This is a genomic window from Micromonospora sp. CNZ309, from assembly GCF_002846525.1.
The window spans coordinates 362710-379069 of record NZ_PJNG01000001.1 but is presented as its reverse complement, the minus strand read 5'-3'; the positions used below and the strand labels follow the sequence as shown (position 1 = coordinate 379069).

At 74.1% G+C, this 16360-nt stretch carries 14 protein-coding genes; all 14 read right to left on the bottom strand.

The features are described from left to right. Positions 1-45: 45 nt before the first annotated feature. A complete protein-coding gene (locus CLT72_RS01730; protein ID WP_101414875.1) occupies positions 46-966 on the bottom strand; it encodes a glycosyltransferase family 2 protein in 921 nt (306 codons plus the stop codon). Further along, a complete protein-coding gene (locus CLT72_RS01725) occupies positions 963-1577 on the bottom strand; it encodes a glycosyltransferase (RefSeq protein WP_250101306.1) in 615 nt (204 codons plus the stop codon). The genes CLT72_RS01730 and CLT72_RS01725 overlap by 4 nt, the downstream gene beginning before the upstream one ends. 74 nt (positions 1578-1651) lie before the next feature. Then, the gene (locus tag CLT72_RS01720) at positions 1652-2134 is read right to left on the bottom strand and encodes a glycosyltransferase family 28 protein (protein ID WP_089000977.1); all 483 of its coding nucleotides are present in this window, start codon (positions 2132-2134) and stop codon (positions 1652-1654) included. Positions 2135-2360: 226 nt separating this feature from the next. Next, on the bottom strand, positions 2361-3623 hold the full coding sequence (locus CLT72_RS01715) for a hypothetical protein (RefSeq protein ID WP_101409224.1): 1263 nt from the start codon (positions 3621-3623) through the stop codon (positions 2361-2363). Beyond that, positions 3620-4522, bottom strand: coding sequence for a sulfotransferase domain-containing protein (locus CLT72_RS01710; protein ID WP_089000979.1), 903 nt, complete (start codon positions 4520-4522; stop codon positions 3620-3622). The genes CLT72_RS01715 and CLT72_RS01710 overlap by 4 nt, the downstream gene beginning before the upstream one ends. A gap of 7 nt (positions 4523-4529) precedes the next feature. Then, positions 4530-6185 carry a lipopolysaccharide biosynthesis protein gene (locus CLT72_RS01705; protein WP_101409223.1) on the bottom strand — a complete coding sequence of 552 codons (1656 nt, stop codon included), beginning with the start codon at positions 6183-6185 and terminating at the stop codon, positions 4530-4532. Further along, a complete protein-coding gene (locus tag CLT72_RS01700) occupies positions 6182-7534 on the bottom strand; it encodes an O-antigen ligase family protein (protein WP_101409222.1) in 1353 nt (450 codons plus the stop codon). The genes CLT72_RS01705 and CLT72_RS01700 overlap by 4 nt, the downstream gene beginning before the upstream one ends. 3 nt (positions 7535-7537) lie before the next feature. Continuing rightward, a complete protein-coding gene (locus tag CLT72_RS01695) occupies positions 7538-9160 on the bottom strand; it encodes a lipopolysaccharide biosynthesis protein (RefSeq protein WP_101409221.1) in 1623 nt (540 codons plus the stop codon). Next, the gene (locus CLT72_RS01690; RefSeq protein WP_101409220.1) at positions 9153-9704 is read right to left on the bottom strand and encodes an acyltransferase; all 552 of its coding nucleotides are present in this window, start codon (positions 9702-9704) and stop codon (positions 9153-9155) included. The genes CLT72_RS01695 and CLT72_RS01690 overlap by 8 nt, the downstream gene beginning before the upstream one ends. Positions 9705-9798: 94 nt before the next feature. Then, positions 9799-11727 carry a hypothetical protein gene (locus tag CLT72_RS01685; RefSeq protein ID WP_101414874.1) on the bottom strand — a complete coding sequence of 643 codons (1929 nt, stop codon included), beginning with the start codon at positions 11725-11727 and terminating at the stop codon, positions 9799-9801. 219 nt (positions 11728-11946) lie between these two features. Further along, on the bottom strand, positions 11947-13647 hold the full coding sequence (locus CLT72_RS01680) for a CBM96 family carbohydrate-binding protein (protein WP_101409219.1): 1701 nt from the start codon (positions 13645-13647) through the stop codon (positions 11947-11949). 153 nt (positions 13648-13800) lie between these two features. Next, the gene (locus CLT72_RS01675) at positions 13801-14625 is read right to left on the bottom strand and encodes a shikimate dehydrogenase (RefSeq protein WP_101409218.1); all 825 of its coding nucleotides are present in this window, start codon (positions 14623-14625) and stop codon (positions 13801-13803) included. Then, positions 14625-15830, bottom strand: coding sequence for an endolytic transglycosylase MltG (gene mltG / locus CLT72_RS01670; RefSeq protein ID WP_101409217.1), 1206 nt, complete (start codon positions 15828-15830; stop codon positions 14625-14627). The genes CLT72_RS01675 and mltG overlap by 1 nt, the downstream gene beginning before the upstream one ends. Further along, positions 15827-16288 carry a Holliday junction resolvase RuvX gene (gene ruvX / locus CLT72_RS01665; RefSeq protein ID WP_101414873.1) on the bottom strand — a complete coding sequence of 154 codons (462 nt, stop codon included), beginning with the start codon at positions 16286-16288 and terminating at the stop codon, positions 15827-15829. Before ruvX ends, mltG begins: the two co-directional genes overlap by 4 nt. Positions 16289-16360 lie beyond the last annotated feature (72 nt).

Sequence of the window (16360 nt, the reverse complement as noted above, 5' to 3'; positions counted from 1 at the left end):
GGCCTGGCCGGTCCACGCCGGCCAGTGCCCCGGGCGACGGCGGGCTCAGATGCCCCGGCCGCGCTTGTGCAGGGTGCGCAGCACCGCGTCGGCGCGCACCACCCGCCCGGCCACGGCGAGGGCCAGGTACGCCCTGGGCTCGCGCGGGTTGCGCCGGATGGTGTGCCGGGCCCAGCGCATCGCGCCCCGCCGGTCGCCGGACGCGGCGCGGGCGAAGGCGATCTGCCCGGTGACCCGCGCCTCGCCGGCCGGTTGCGTGCCGAACTCGGGGTAGCGCTCCAGCAGCCACTGCAACGCCTCGGAGATGGTGTCCCAGCGCTGCGCGAAGTAGGACCGCTTGTGCCAGCGCACCAGCACGTACGGCGTGCGCAGGTTGACCAGCGGCGCGCTGCGCGCGGCCCGCAGCAGGAACTCGTAGTCCTCCGCGTAGCTGCCCGGGATCTCCTCGTCGACCAGCCCGAACCCGTCGCGCAGCGCGGCGGCGCGGATCAGGAAGGTCGACGGGTGCAGCTCCGTCATCCGGTCGCGCAGCAGGTCGGCCAGGGTGACCGAGTCCTTCGGCAGCGCCCGGTCGACGGTGTGCCCGTCGTAGCTGACCCGGATGCCGCAGCTGACGAACTCCGCGTCGGGGTGGGCGGCGAGCGCCTCGATCTGGGCGCGCAGCTTGCCGGGCAGCCACTCGTCGTCGTCGTCGCAGAACGCGACGAGCTCACCGGTGGCGGCCAGGACGCCGCTGTTGCGGGCGCCGGCCAGCCCGGGGGCGCGCTCGTTGCGGATCACCCGGACCACCCGGCCCGGGCGGGACAGCTCGGCCAGTGCGGCGTCCGGCTCGGACTGGTCGTAGACCACCACCACCTCGATCGTGCCGGGGTGGTCCTGGTCGAGGATGGCGCGCACGGCGGCCCGGAGCAGTTCCGGACGGTCCCGGGTGGGGACCACCGCGCTCACGCTCGGGTGTTCGGTCATCGCCGCTCTCCGTTCCGGCCCGACCGCGCCCACGGCCGCCACCTCGTCCCCTGCCGTCGTCCGGTCGACGCGGCCACCAGGTCCTCCACGATCCGCCCCACCTGCTCGACCGCCGCGCGGCGCGCCTCGGACGCGTCCGGGTCGGCCGCGACGGCGTACCGGGACGGGTCGGCGAGGCCGGCGGTGAGCGCCTCGAACAGCGTCTCCCGGGTCTCGGCGAGCGCCACCATGCCGGCCGCGCCCAGGCGGCGGGCGAACAACTGCTGGTGGTCGTCGACGTGCTCGCCCCGGGTCGGGTCCCGGGGCACGACGATCGGCAGGTGGCCGTGGCGGCGGGCCTCCAGGATGGTGGCCGGGCCGCCGTGGCAGACCACGAGGTGGGCCTCGGCCATCGCGGTCTGGAGTTCGTCGTGGCCGAGGAAGGGCACCGCCCCGGGCACCCCGGGGGCCCGGGTGTGTCCGTGCTGGACGGTCAGCTCGACGTCCTCGCCGACCGTGGGGTGCCACTCCGCCAGCCAGTCGACCAGCCGGTCGAACGGGTGCTTGTCGGTGCCGACGGCGACCAGCAGTCGGGCCCGGGCGAGTTCGCCGGGGTCGCGCGGGCGGGGCACACGGCCGGCGGGCGCCGGGCGGGGCCGGCCCGGGGCGACCCGGTGCGCGGGGGCGGTTCCGGTGCTCTCGACGTTCACAGCAGGGTCCCCACGACGGTGGCCTCCGGGTACTGCCGGCGCTGCTCGTCCCACTGCACGAGCATCGCGGAGAGGAACGGCCGGCAGAGCCGGGCGGTCAGGGTCGGGGTGTCGATGCGGTCGTACACCTCGATGTAGACGGTCGGCACCCGCCGGAGCCGGGCGAGCACCACGAACGGGACGGCCACCCCGGCGCCGGTGGTCACCACGGCGGCGACCCGCCGCGAGCGCAGCACCCGCCAGGCCAGGACGGCGTTGCGCAGCAGGTTCGGCACGTTGCGGGTGGTCGGGTGGTGCGCCGGGACCAGTTCCTCGCCGTCGAGCAGCGACAGCGCCTCGGGTGTGTCGAAGGTGACCCAGCACCGTCGCCAGCGTTCGTACCACGGGCGCAGGGCGAGCAGCTGGGCCAGGTGACCGCCGCTGGAGCCCACCAGGAGCAGGACTCCGGGCTCGCCGGCATCCTCGGTTGTCGTTTCCACGCGACTCCCCACACGTTCGCTTGGATGTTCGGTGGTCGCCACGCGACAGCAGATCACACGTCCCCCGGCTGGTGAAATAGGGTGACCGGGCGACAAGTCGATCTCCGCGGGTGGCGGATCTGGTGCGCCGTACCGAACGCCGACATCGACGTTCGTGACGACCTGGAGTTTCTCCGTCACCGTCCGGAGCCGGCGGCACGCCGCTGGCTCCGGCGATTTCGGCGGATCAGCCGCTATGTCGTTTCTCGATGACGTCCAGCAGGGCGGGATGCAGCGCCGCGTTCCAGCCGGCGCCGGCGTCGGCCAGCCGCCAGGTGCGCAACCACATCTCCAGCAGGTAGGCGTCGGCCACCAGCCGCCCGGCCGCCGGCCCGAGCCCCAGCCCGGCGCCGTACCGGTCGAGCTGGGCGTCGACGGCCCGCGCCGCCACGGCGGCCGGCTCGCCCCGCAGCACCAGGGCCCGCTGGAACGCGTCGTGCGCCAGGTCGAAGCCGAGCGGCACGTCCGGCCCGCTGTGCTCCCAGTCCCAGGCGACGAGGCGGCCGGCGTGCACGCCGAGGTTCCAGGGCACCCAGTCGCCGTGCCAGTGCCCGAACTCGACGGCGGTGCCGCCGTGCCGGTCGGCCAGGGCGGCGACCGCGGCGACCGCCCGGGCCCCGTCCGGCGTGCCGGCGGCGGCGCGCCCGGCCTCGGCGGTGAGCCGGGCCAGGAACGCCGACGCCGCCAGCGGGCGCGGCGGCGCCGGCGGGTCACCCCGTCGGGCCACGGCCAGCAGGGCCGCGATCCGCGGCGGGTCGTCGACCGGCACCCCCCGCACGTCCGGCGGCAGCGGCTCGACCAGCGCGACGACCTGCCCGGCGGCCGTGGTGTCGGCCAGCAGGCGGGGCGCCGCCGGGTGGTCGGGCGCGCCGGTCACCGCCGGCAGCTCGCGCAGGGCCGCCGCCTCGGTGGTCACCAGCGCCCGGGTGGCGCCGTTCCAGCCGATCTTCGCGTAGCCGAGGGCCCGGCCGTCCGGGGCGAACAGTTGCAGGGTGGGCTTGTGGTTCGGGTCCGGCGGGCGGACCCCGCAGGCCGCGAGCACCGACGGCGCGCCGAGCGCGGCCCCCAGCCGGGCGGCCAGCAGCGCCTCGTCGGCCGCGACCGGATCGGGCAGCGACACCGTCAGCCGGGGGAACGGGGCCAGGTCGACCACGCCGACCCGCGCCAGCACGCCGAGCGCGGCCCGCACCGCCCGCACCTTCGGCGGGCGCAGCGCGTTGTACGCCAGCAGCGAGGCGGCCGTGGCGCGGGGCGCGCCGAGCGGCAGCAGGAACCGGGCCCGGGCGAGCGACGGGACGACCGCGTACCGGGCGACCTCGCGGTGCCCGGGCGGCGGCGGGGCGCCCACGGTCAGGGCGACCCGCTCGTCGCCGAACACGGCCCGGGTGACCCAGCCCAGCCCGTCGGTGCGGGAGCGGGGGTCGGCGGCGTCGGTCGTACGCGCCGTCACGCGGCCCGGTCCGGCCAGTCGAGTTCCAGCCCCAGCCGCTGCCGCAACGCGTCGTTGTACGGGCGGTAGTACTCGGTCAGCTCGGCGCGTACGGCCGGCTCCAGCGGCGCCGAGCGCCGGTCGTTGTAGACCTTGAAGTCGGGCAGGTCGTGCGGCGGCAGACCGAGGAAGTCCAGCGTCCGGCGGTAGGTGGACCGGGCGTCGCGGTAGAGGTCCTCGCTGGGCAGGAAGAGGATCTGCTCCCGGTCGAAGCGCTCCAGCCACGGTTCCAGGTGCTCCAGGTAGCGGCCCCGGGCCCGGTAGGTGTACCAGTCGTACGGCTCGCTGAAGTACTCCGGCTCGGCGATCAGCCGTTCCCGCTCCCCCGCCGTACGCTCGCCCTCGGCGGCCAGCGCGGCGGCGAAGTCGAGCGGCTCGATGCCGTGCGTGCGTCGCTCCTTCCAGTGCGAGTACGCCCGCTCCACCGGGTCGCGCAGCAGCACGATCAGCCGCACCGACGGCATCAGCGCCGCGACCCGCTGCGCCGCGAGGGGGTGGAACATGTAGAGCGGCGCCGCCTCGCCGACGCGTACCGGCCCGCCGTGCCGCTTCTCCAGCGCCTCCCGGTGACGCTGGGTGGGAAAGTGCGAGCGGTACCAGGCCTCGCCGCGACGCCAGTGCTCCTCGAAGTAGTGCGAGGACTTGGTGTTCCAGGCCGGGAAGAGCCGGGGCACCAGCGGGTGCTGGATGAGGTAGTTCCACAGCGAGGTGGTGCCGCCCCGCTTGGTGCCGATGATGAGGAAGTCCGGCAGCGGCCGCCGGTCGCTGGTCCGCACCCCGTAGTCGACGAGTGACTCCCGCACCCGCTCCGTCACCTGGGTCGGTACGAGCTGCTTCACCCGGTCTCGGATGGACGGCACGACGACCTCACCTGCCCTTCGTCTCCTCCGGGGCGGGCCCGGTGGCGGCCGGGGCCGCCTCCTGCCGCCCACGGACCTGCACCATGGTCACCCGGATGCGGTGCCGCACCCGGGGCAACGTCAGCAAGCCGACGCAGCCGGCGGCCAGCACGCCCAGGGCCACGGCCAGGCCGCCGATCCCCCGGCCGCCGGCCAGCACCCCGATCCCCGCCGCGGCCCCGACCCCGGCGACGGTGGCCGCCCCGGCGCGCAGCATCGCCGCGTCGACCAGGGGCTGGCCGATGACGGCCCGGGCGCAGGCCACGGCGGTGAGGTTCTCGGTGGCGATGCCGAGCGCCCAGGCCAGCGCCGCCCCCGTCGCGCCGTGCGCCGGGATCAGCCACAGGCCGAGCGAGACGGTGACCACCAGCCCGGCCAGCGTGGCGGCCAGGTGCAGCCCGCTGCGCCCGCCCATCAGCAGCAGGCTCTGCACGTTGCCGACCCCGGTGTTGACCAGCATGGCCAGCGCGAGCACGGTCATCGCGGTGGCGCCGGCGGTGAACTCGGGGCCGAAGAGCTGGAGGAAGGCCAGCCCGAAGACGGCCAGCAGCAGGTAGACCGGCCAGGACAGCACCAGCCCCCAGGTGGTCAACTGCCGGTGCACGGCCGCCGCCGCGGCCCGGTCGCCCCGCCCGAGCAGCCGGGACAGCTGCGGCGACACCGCCACCCGCAGCCCCTGCATGGCCAGCTGGCCGGCGAGGATGTAGCGCCCGACGGCGCCGAAGACGCCGGCGTCGGCCGGCCCGGCGAGCACCGACGTGAGCAGCACGCCCACCCACATGTTGCCGGCGTCGATGGCCGCCGACGCGGCCCGGGGCAGCGCGAAGCGCCAGAACGCCGACCAGTCGCCCGGCGCGGGCCGCAGCGCCGCGCCCCGGCCGACGCCGAGCGGGCCGGCCACCAGCGTCAGGCAGGCCAGCAGGGCGAGCGCCGCCGGCACCAGCCAGCCGGTCATGCCGGCCAGCAGACCCCCGCCGGCCAGGGCCGCCGCGCCGACCAGCACCGGCCGGGCCACCGGCAGCAGGAAGAACTGCACCCCGACGTACGCCCGGATCGGGCGTACGCAGCGCAGCGCGGCGAGCAGCAGCGTCATCGCCACGACCACCGGCACCGCGGCGAAGCTGACCGTCAGCAGGGCCGTACCGTCGACGCCGGAGCCGCCCAGCAGGCGCGGGGCGAGCGCGTCGGCGGCGAGCACCCCGCCCACGGCGACGACCACCGCCACCAGCAGCGGCGGGACCAGCGCCACCGGGAGCACCCGGGCGGCGTCGCCCCGGGCACCGAGGCGCCGGCGCGGCAGCGCCCACATCAGCCCGGTCTCCGCGCCGAGGGTGCACACGGCGGTGGCGACGGTGACCACCCCGATCGCGGCGAAGAACGCCCCGGAGCCGACCGTGCCGTAGCCGCGCGTGATGACGACCGCGAGCAGGAAGCCGAAGAGCCCGCTGGTGGCCGCGCCGACCAGTCCGGCGACGCCGCTGCGGACGCTGCGCCGGGTCTCCGTGTCGTCGGCGGGCGGCGCTGCACCCGGGGCCGACGCGGCAGGCGGCGCTCCGGCCGGGGCCGACGCGGCGGGTGCGGAGGCCGGGTGGGGGCCGGACGGCCCTCGGGTGGTGGCGGTCATGCGGGCACCGCTTCCGGGCGCGGGGGTCGGGGGCGGTGGAGCCGGGCCGAGGTCTCCCGTTCGGTGAGCGCCATCGCGAAGGCGACCGCGAAGAAGGCGACCGCGAGGTTCTGGTTGGCCATGCCGTAGAAGGGGATCTGCACCAGGCAGACGACCGGCACCACGGCCAGCCACTGCCCCGCGGCGGACGTGGCGCGGGCGCAGATCAGCGCGGCGACCACGAACCAGGCCAGGAAGCACAGCAGCGCGGGGACGCCGTGGCTGAACAGCACCATCCACAGCTGCCCCTGGGTGCCGATCGGCGCCTCGGCGCTGACGGTGTCGACGTTCACCGGCGCGCCGTAGCCGAGCCAGGGCGACTCCCGTACCCGCCGGATCACCTCGACGTAGAGGGAGAGCCGGTCGGTGTTGGTGTCGCTGGACTCGACCCGGTTGCCGATCAGCTGGGTGACCGGGATGAACAGGGTGACGAGGCCACCGGTGACCACCACCCCGACGATCGACGCGGCCACCCGGACGTTGCCGCGCAGGGCGGCCCGGACGCCGAGCACCGCCAGCCCGGCGCCGAGGCTGAGGAACATCGCCCGGTTGAGCGTGAGGAAGGCCGGCGCCAGCGACAGCGGCAGCGACGCCAGCAGCGCCCAGCGCAGCACGCCGCGCCGCCGCAGCATGGTGAAGGCCACCACGCAGGGCAGGGTCATCGCGTACGCGCTGCCGTAGTTGTTGGTGTACGCGAACGGCGCGGCCGGCCGGTAGATCGGGTTCAGCGACCGGGCGCTGTATTCAGCGGTGGTCAGGTGGACCATGTCCTGGATGAACGGGGTGTTGGCCACCCCGCCGGGCAGCAGCACCTCCACCAGGGTGGTCAGCGCGAACCGGGGCGCCAGCACGCCCAGCCAGCCCAGCGCGACCAGCGCGAACCAGAAGGCGCAGAGCGGTACGAGGACCGCGGCCTGGTCGGGGCGCTCGCGGGCGACCGCGTAGACGTAGACGCCGACCACGAGCGCGGTGAGGTAGAAGGCGAGCCGCAGCGCGAACGTCAGCACCGAGGCCGGCGTCTGCAACTGGGTGGCGCTGACCACCACGACGGCCAGGAACAGCAACCAGATCCCGGCGGCCGGGGGCAGCGGCACCCGGCCACGGATGACCAGCAGCGCGAACAGCAGTGCCCCGAGCAGCGGCCACCCGAGGTAGAACGCGCCGGCCAGCCACCACACCGGCACCATGCCGAACATCAACGCCAGCGGCCAGACCGGCAGCCGCGGCGGGGGTGGCGGCAGGGGCGGCGCCGCGGCGCCGCCCGGCGCACCGGCGGGCTCGGTCGTCGCCGGGGCGCGGGTGACCGGCACGGTTCAGCCTCGGCCGCTGCGGGTCAACACGAAGCCGAGCGGGGTGACCCCGGCGGCGCGCAGCCGCTCCACGAGCCGGCGCAGGTCGCCCTGCCGGGTGCGGTCCTGCTCGACCACCACGACGGCCGTGCCCTGCCGGGCGACGGCGACGCCGCGCTCGTCGGACTCGGCGGGCGGCGCGTTGAACAGCACCAGGGTGTGGTCGGCGCCCTGCCGCCACGTGCCGAACCGGACGCTGCCCGCGCCCACGGACACCGGATCGGTGCTGGTCACCTTGCCGTTTCCGGCGCTCGCCGCCGAGGTGACCCGGGGCAGGGTCAGCGTGGCGTCCGGGTCGGTGGACGGCCGGGCGCCGACGATCGGGTGCGGCGACGGGCGGCGGGCGGCCACCGGCTCCGCCGCGCCGCCGCTCTTGCCGTCCGTCGTCGAACCGGCGGGCCGGGGCTTCGGGACGAGCGGGCGGGACGGGTCGGCCGCGGCGGGCAGCCGCTCCCGGTCGCCGAGCACGGTGGTCCGCAGCCGCTCGGCGCGCCCGCTGTCGTCGGCGACGAAGACCTCCCGGCCGACGGCGGCCAACGCCACCGCCAGGCCGGCGGTGATGGCCGTGGGGTCCTCCTCCCGGGCGGTCAGCAGCGACACCCGCGCGGGCTGGCGCACCCGCTCCGCGATGGCCATCGCCACGTACCGGATGTCGGCGTCGACCGCCTCCTTGCCGCCGCGCCACCGGCGGCTGCGGACCGTGCCGAGCAGCGGCAGCCCGGTGGCGTCCCGGCCGTCGTCGACCGACCGGATCCGCCGGTCCATCGACTCCCAGGCGTACGCGAGCACCACCCCGAGCAGCGTCCCGCCGAGCAGGCCGGCGAGCAGGTAGAGCGGGCCGTTGCCGGCGGTGGAGGCCAGGGCCCGCTCGGCGCTCTGGGTGACCCAGCCGGGGTTGACGTCGACGGCGGCGATCTCGGTGCGGGCGGCGTTGAGCTGGGTGAGCTGGTTGTTGATGCCGGTCAGCTCGGTCACCGCGGCGTCGACGGTGCCCGCGCGGGCGTTGTTGACCCGCTTCTGGAGGGCGGCCTGCTGGGCGGCGACCTTGGCGATGCTCTCGTCGTACGAGCGCAGCATCTCCTCGCGCTGCTTCTCGTACATCGTCCGGCGCACGTCCAGGTAGGCCTGGGCGGCGAGGTTGACGCCCTCGACGGCCTGCTCGGCGGTGGGTGCCTGGTAGACGAAGCGCAGGATCTGCCCGCCGGTGGGCACCTCGACCTCGAGGGCGTCGCGCACCTCGCGCGGGTCCATGCCGCCCGAGTCGGCCAGCCGCTGCACCACGTCGGTGCCCGTGGCGATGCCGCTCTCCACGTTCATGTTCACCGCCCGGTCGGCGGCGGCCCCGCTGGGCGTGAACGCGTCGGTGACGACGGGACGCACCGCCACGACCGCGCTGGCGGTGACGGCGGCGGGGACGAGCACCACGTAGCCGATCGCGGCGAGCAGGCCGACCGCCGCGACGGCCCCGACGAGCCGGATGCGGTGCAGCGGTACGCGCAGCAGGTCGGTCAGCGTGACGGTGCGGCCCGGCGTGCCGCCACCGGCGGGGACGTCCGAGGGCCAGGAACCGGGGGAAGCGTCAGTCATGGAACTTCTTCACCGTCTGTTGTGGATTTCCGGCGACCACGACCCGCGGCGGCACGTCCGTACGGACGACCGTGGCGGCACCCACGACACTGTCCCGGCCGATCCGCACGCCCTTCATCACGAGGGCGTGCGCCCCGATCCACACGTTGTCCTCGATCGTGATCGGGGCGCGGGTGGCCGGGACGGGCGGGTCGTGCCGCTGCTCGGGTGGCAGGTTGTGGAAGTCGTTGTCCAGCAGCTCGCAGTCCGAGAGCAGGCACCGGTCGCCGATCGTGACCGACGTCCAGGTGCCGATCCAGGTGGCGTTCAGCAGGCAGTCGGCGCCGACCCGCACCTCGCCGGGCCCGGCGAAGCGGACCAGCTTGTTGATCCGCGTGCGGTCGCCGATGCTCACCCGTACGCCCCGGCGCAACCGGATCCGGCCGCGGATCTCCACGCCCCGGCCCAGCGTCAACCGGGGATAGCGCAGCGTGTACCAGCTGCGCTTGACCGCGAAGACGGCCCGCACGGCGAGCCCCCTGCGGTTGCCACCCGCGCCGACCAACGACCCTCCCCACGTCGTGCGGGCCGGCGACGGCTGATCCGTCGCCGGCCCAACGTGAACAATCTACCGATGTTCCGTTACGAACAGTCGACCGTCACTGCACGGAGAAGAAGGTCGACGGCGTTGACCACGTCACGCCGGCGGCCGCCGGGACCACCGTCACCGTCGTTCCGTCGACCGCCGGGGCGGCCGTCGGGTCGAACGGCACGCTGCGCAGCGTTCCGTCGGTGGCACCGTACACGATCCGCCCGGCGACCCAGGCCATGCCCCGCACGGCCGACCAGGTCACCCCGGTGGTGGGCAGCGTGAACTCGGTGGCGCCCAGGTAGTTGCCGTCGATCTCGAAGTAGCGGTAGTAGAGACCGCTGGCGCCCGAGCGGGTGTAGTAGAGGCGCCCGTCGAGGTAGAACGCGCCGGTCATCAGCGCCGGGTTGAACCAGTCGTTGTAGCCGGACGCCTCCCACGGGGCGCCGATCGCGCCGCCGTTGAACAGCGAGATGTCGATCCGGCTGCCCGTGGGGGTGCCGGCGACGGTGTGCGACCAGTAGATCCGGTCGTCGACCCGCCAGGTCGCGCCGGCCGCCGTGTAGTTGGGCTGGCTGACCGTGGTCGGGGTGCCCAGGCTGGCCCCGTCGAAAGGCACCTTGGCCAGCTCGCCCGCGCCGGTGCCGACGTAGAGGTTGCCGGTGGTGGCGGTCGGCGCGTTCTTCGGGGTGATGGTGCGCCCACCGGTCAGCGGGAACATCCCGAGCCGGCCGTGGTACTCGTTGCCCATGCCGTCCGAGTTGTGGCCGAAGTAGAGCCCGTCGCTGCCACGCCAGAGCACCGGCACGGAGGAGCCCCAGTTGCTGGTGCCGGCCGGCATCGACGCGCTGCCGCTGCGGCGCGGGTTCCAGTTGACCGGCAGGCCGGTGGCCGGGGTGACCGCCGCGATGCCGAGCCGGTCGATGGCGCCGTTGCCGGCGCGGTCGCTGGCGTTCGGGTTGTTCAGCCAGCGGAAGTGCCCGCCCAGGTAGATGACGTTGTCGGCGACCTCGACGGAGGTGATGGTGTCGTTGCCGGTGTAGTCGACCCAGGTGCCGAGCTGCCCGGTGCCCCGGGCGGCGGTCTCGAAGCGCACCAGCGCGTCGCAGTAGGCGGCCGGCCAGCCCGAGCCGCCGTTGGTGCCGACGACGAACCAGCTGCCGTCGCCGCCGAACTTGACGTCCTGCACGTAGTGCACGAAGGTCGCCGGCGCCGCGCACGGCGGCACGAACTTCTCCGTGCTCCAGTCCAGCACCGCCGGGGTGCCGGTGAGGTCGACCAGCGCCATCTGGTTGCGCGGCAGGTCGTTGACGAGGGTGAAGTTGCCGCCGACGGCCAGGGTGCCGCCGTCCGGGGAGACGTCGATCGTCCACACGTACGAGGTGGTCTGGTGGCGCCCGACGGTCGCGTTGACGTTGAAGGTCGGGTCGATCGCGCCGGTCGTGGCGTTGAGCCGGCCGAGCCCGGCGTGCGCGGTGCCGTTGAGCCAGTTGAACGCCCCGGCCACGTAGAGCCAGTTGCCGTGCAGCGCCAGGTCGCGCACGGTGCCGCCGTCGGAGCGGCCGACCCAGCTGTCGACGATCTCGCCGGTGGCGGGGTCGAGCGCCACCAGGTTCTTGCGGGAGACGCCGTTGACGTTCTTGAAGGTGCCGCCGACGATCAGCGTGCCGCCCGGCCCGGCGACCAGCGTGTTGACCGCGCCGTCCAGCACCGGCAGGAAGCTGGTGGAGATGGTGCCGGTGGCCCGGTCGTACGCGAAGAGGTAGCGCTGGGTGGTCCACGCCGCGCTGGCGGTCTGACGGATCTGGGTGAAGCTGCCGCCGACGAACACCGTGGAGCCGACCTGCGCGAAGGCGCGGGTCTCGCCGTCCCTGGCGTGCGGTGTGGTGTCGGCCGGGTTGGCCGAGACCAGGGTCGCCGGTTCGGGAGCCGGCACCAGGGCGGCGGAGGTCCCCGTGGGGACGGCCAGCACGGCGGCGGCGGTCACGAGTGCGACCACCCCCGCCCGGGTGCGGAGTCCGGCGGATCGCCGAGAGAGCGGGATGTCGGGCACGCTACGCCTCCATGTCGGGAGAGAACCCGCGTAGCGTGCCTGGTCGACCCCGGCCGGCGATATCCGCCGATTGGGCGGTCAGTGCATCGGCAACATGACACCGCACACAGCAGGTCGGATGTCCGACTCGGCGATCACGGTGCGTCAGATCGTGAACGTGGTGTGTCAGCGGGCGCCCCCGGTGGGCTGCCGCAGGTAGCTGTCGCGCCCGGCGCGGGCGAAGCCCGCCACCGACGAGGCGTCGTGGTTCATGGTCATGTCGCAGGTGCTCGACCGGCGGGTCATGCCCGGGGAGTTGAAGTAGATCGCCGCCTTGATCTTCGGGTGCGCCTTGAGCGCCGCCGGGAACTCCTCGAACCAGCGCCGCTTCGCGTCCGGGTCGGCCGCGTCGAAGTTGGTGCCGAACTCCGCGAGCATCCGCGGCTTGCCGACTCCGAGGCGGTTGTCGTCCAGCCAGCGGTAGAAGCCGCCGATGGTGGTGGCCGGGCTCTTCCAGACCTTGCTGCCGTTGCAGACGTGGAAGTTGTACGGGTCGTAGCCGACCCAGTCGACGTAACGGTCACCCGGATAGAGACCGGCGTAGCGGTCGTAGTGGCCCGACCAGCCCATCATCGTCCACACCCACACCGCGTTGTCGGCGCCCGCCTTGGCGAACCGGTCGTGCACGTGCCGCCAGGCGCGGACGAAATCGGCGTCGCTGCCCTTGGCCGGCTCGTCCTCCGGCTCGTGGTCGAAGCCCATGAACACCGGCACGCCGGTGTCGCGGATCCGGCCGGCGACCGCGTCGATGGTGGCGTCGTACCGGCCACTGTAGACGTCCTGCCACGTCAGCACCGTGCCGGAGGAGAAGATCCGCGACTCCCAGGCGAAGAACATCAGCCGACCCTCGCGCATCTGCTGCCGCTGGTAGGCGTCGGGGAAGGCGCCGTTGCTGCCGGCGTTGGAGAAGTCGTGGTAGCGGTGCACGATGTCGAACTTGCGCCCGACCTGCGCCTCCACCTCGGCGACCGCCGCGCCGTGGTCCCAGCCGTCACCCGCGTTCGACGGCGAGTACATCCCCCACCAGGCGCCGCAGGAGGGCACCAGCCTGCTCGACACCGCGCCGCAGCGGTCCGTCCCGGCCGACGGGCTCGCCGACGGGCTCGGGGTGGCGCGGGTGGGGCTGGCGCTGGGGGTCGGCCTCGGCGCGGGGCTCGGCGCGACCGTCCGGCTCGGCGACGGCGCGGCGCTGGTCACCACCGGGGTGGGTCGGGTGCCGACGTCGTAGCGGATCTCCAGGCGCGGACGGAGGTCGGGGTTTCGGTTCTCCGTCGACGCCCAGTAGATCCTCGTCTCGAGGCCGGTCTGCGCCAGCGAGACCGTCCAGGTGCCGTTGCCCTTCACCAGGGCCGAGACGTCCCACTCGTTGAAGCCCCTCGCCACCTTCGAGACGGTGTCCAGGGCCGCCCCCGGCAGCGCCGGCGTCGGCCGGGCCGCGCGGGCGTCCACCGCGGAGGCGTGCGCGCTCACGGTCGCCGCGAACTCCTGCCACGCGTGCACCCGCAGCGTCGCCCGCACGTTGACCGCCGTCGCCGGCAGGGTCGTCACGGCGAACTGGACGACGGCCTCCCGGCCGCCCCGGGGGTTGCCGTCGCAGCGGGTCGCGCAGGTCGCCAGCGTCGTCTTCGCTCCGTTGTCGCCGTCCTGCGTCACCATGGTCGCCGTGGTGTCGGCGGTCGCCGGGATCGACAGGTCGTCGGCGGCCAGCAGCGGCATGGTGGTGGCCACGATCCCGGCCACCACGGTGGCGCCGGCCACGCCGAGGACGACGGCCTTACGTCGCGGGCCGGGGTGCCGGGTGAGGCGGTGCAGTCCGTGCCGAGCCAAGGTGAACTCCCTGTGTGTCGGGCGGTGACGGTCAGCAGCGTAACCACGGCCACGGCGTGACGTGGGGACGACAGCCGGACCTAAGCGCGTCTTAACCGTCGCCTAAGGATGCACCGGATGGCCACAGGGGACACATCCGTCCCGTCTGAGCGCTCAGATCGCGCGGGCGGCGGCGAGCGCCGCGGCCATCGCCGCCCGGGGCGCGGGAACGCCCGTGAAGTGCTCGAACTGGCCCACCGCCTGGGCCAGCAGCAGGTCGAGGCCGGAGACGATCCGGCAGCCGGCCGTCTCGGCCGACGCGGCCAGCGGCGTCGGCCACGGGTCGTAGAGCGCGTCGAAGAGCACCGTCTCCGGCCGCCAGGCCACCGCTTCGGCGAGCGGATCCGCCACGCCCTTCGGCACGGTGGAGACGACCAGGTCGGCGCGGCACAGCTCGGCCGCTTCGCCCCAGGGAGCGCCGGTCATCCCCACGTCGACCGCGCGCGCCACCGGGCGCAGTTCCTCGACGGCCGCCGGGCGGCGGGCCACCACGGTCACCGTGCGGGCGCCGAGCCGCCCCGCCGCGGCCACCGCCGCGCGGGCGGTGCCGCCCGCGCCCAGCACCGTCACCGTCGCGCCCGATCGCACCCCGGCGTCGGTGAGCACCTCGACCATGCCGACCACGTCGGTGTTGTCGGCGTACCAGGAGCCGTCCGGTCGGCGTACGAGCGTGTTGGCGGCGCCGACGGCGGCGGCGACCGGCGATACCTCGTCGGCCACCGCGAGCGCCGCCTCCTTGCCGGGCATGGTCACCGACAGCCCGGCCCACTCCGGGCCCAGGCCGGCGACCACGCCCGGCAGCTCCGCCGCCGCGCACTCGATCCGGGTGTACGACCACCCGGTCAACCCCGCCGCCGCGTAGCCGGCGTTGTGGATCACCGGCGAGAGGGAGTGCGCGATCGGCGTGCCGAGTACCCCCGCACGGCGTGCGGTCGCCATCAGATGATCCCGGCCTCCTTGGCCTTGACCTTGTTCCGCTCGTGCTGCTCGATCGTGTCGGCGAAGGCCGAGTGGCCCTCCTTGTCGATCGCCACGAAGAAGAGCCACTTGCCGGGCGGCGGGTCCATCGCGCCCTCCATGGCCTGCTTGCCCGGGTTGTTGATCGGCGTCGGCACCAGACCGCGCAGCTTACGGCTGTACGGGTTCTTGGTGTCGAGCAACTCCTCCTCCGTCATCTGGGCGGAGGTCTTGGTCTTCTGCCCGGTCAGCTCCAGGTAGTAGTTGACCGTGACGTCCATCTCCAGGCAGTTGCACGGGAACTCGCCGAACACCCGGTTGTACGCCACCCGGGCGACCTTGCCCAGGTCGTCCTTGTTGCCCGCCTCGGCCTGCGCCAGCGACGCCACGATCAGCGCCTCGTACGGGCTGATCCCCCCGCGCTTCTCCTGCACCTGGTCGGCGAACTGCATCTCGCTGGTCACGCTGAGGAAGTTCTCCACCATCAGCTCGATGATGCTCTCGGCGGTGGCCTTCGGCGGGATCTCGTAGGTGTCCGGGTAGAGGAAGCCCTCGATCGACGGGGCGACCTTCTTCTTGTCGGTGCGCTTGAACCACCAGTCCGGCACGCCCCGCGCGATCGGGTCCTTCGCCGCCGCCTCGAAGTCCTTCACCGGGATCTTGGTCTTCTCCGAGAGCAGCTTGTAGACGTTCTTCGCCGTCCGGCCCTCCGGGATGGTGACCCCGTTGACGATCCGGTTCTTCAGGTCGAGCATCGCGGTGACCGCGCTCTCGCCGCTCATCTGCTTGCGCAGCTTGTAGGTGCCCGGCTGGATGTTCTTGCTGCGGGCGTTCGCCTCGGCGGCCTCGATGAACGCCTTGGCGCTCTTCACCACGTCGGCGGCGACCAGCGCGTTGGCCATGTCGGCGATCAGCGCGCCCTGCTTGATCTCGACCGTCACCTCGCCGGTGCCCGCGCCGTCGTAGTCGGGGGTCACGAAGTAGCTCTGGACGCGGTCGAAGCCGTAGAAGGCACCGCCGCCGATCGTGCCCAGCAGGACGAAGGCGAGCAGCAGGGCCAGGACCGTCTTGCCCCGCCCGCCACCGCCGCCGGAGCCGCCCTTGCGCTTGCGCACCGCGCCGCGCCGGTGCTTGCCCTTCTCCCCCCGGTCCTGCTCGTCGAACCCGAGGTCAAGATCGTCCATCATCGCGTCCGCCTCCGCTGCGCGTCCAGCCAGCTCTGCAGAATCTCCACCGCGGCAGCCTGGTCGACCACCGCACGTTGCCGTTTCCCTCGGACCCCACGCTCGGCAAGCCTACGAGACGCCACGACCGTGGACATCCTCTCGTCGGTGAGCGCCACCGGAACGGGCGCTATTACATCGGCCAGTCGGTCAGCGTACGCCTTCACGTGTACGGCGGCCGGACCGTGCTTGCCGGCGAGATTGACCGGTAGGCCGACGACGACCTCGACCGCCTCGTGCTCGGCCACCAGCGCGGCGAGCGCGGCGATGTCGGCCGGCACCGCGTCCGGGGCGGCCGTGAGGTCGCGGGTGAGGGTCACCAGCGGGGTGGCCAGCACGCCGTGCGGGTCCGAGCGGGACACCCCCACCCGGACCTGCCCGACGTCCACCCCGAGCCGGACACCCCGGGACAACTCGCTCACGGTCGGTGACTCCCCCTGAAACGGCGAACCAGGGCGGACCACGCGGGTCCGCCCTGGCCGCTGCGAGCACAT

What these genes read in the sequence shown, in the direction of transcription:
- CLT72_RS01730 (WP_101414875.1), bottom strand. Translation starts at nt 966, where the DNA reads ATGACCGAACACCCGAGCGTGAGCGCGGTGGTCCCCACCCGGGACCGT.
- CLT72_RS01675 (WP_101409218.1), bottom strand. Translation starts at nt 14,625, where the DNA reads ATGGCGACCGCACGCCGTGCGGGGGTACTCGGCACGCCGATCGCGCAC.
- CLT72_RS01695 (WP_101409221.1), bottom strand. Translation starts at nt 9,160, where the DNA reads ATGACTGACGCTTCCCCCGGTTCCTGGCCCTCGGACGTCCCCGCCGGT.
- mltG (WP_101409217.1), bottom strand. Translation starts at nt 15,830, where the DNA reads ATGATGGACGATCTTGACCTCGGGTTCGACGAGCAGGACCGGGGGGAG.
- CLT72_RS01705 (WP_101409223.1), bottom strand. Translation starts at nt 6,185, where the DNA reads ATGACCGCCACCACCCGAGGGCCGTCCGGCCCCCACCCGGCCTCCGCA.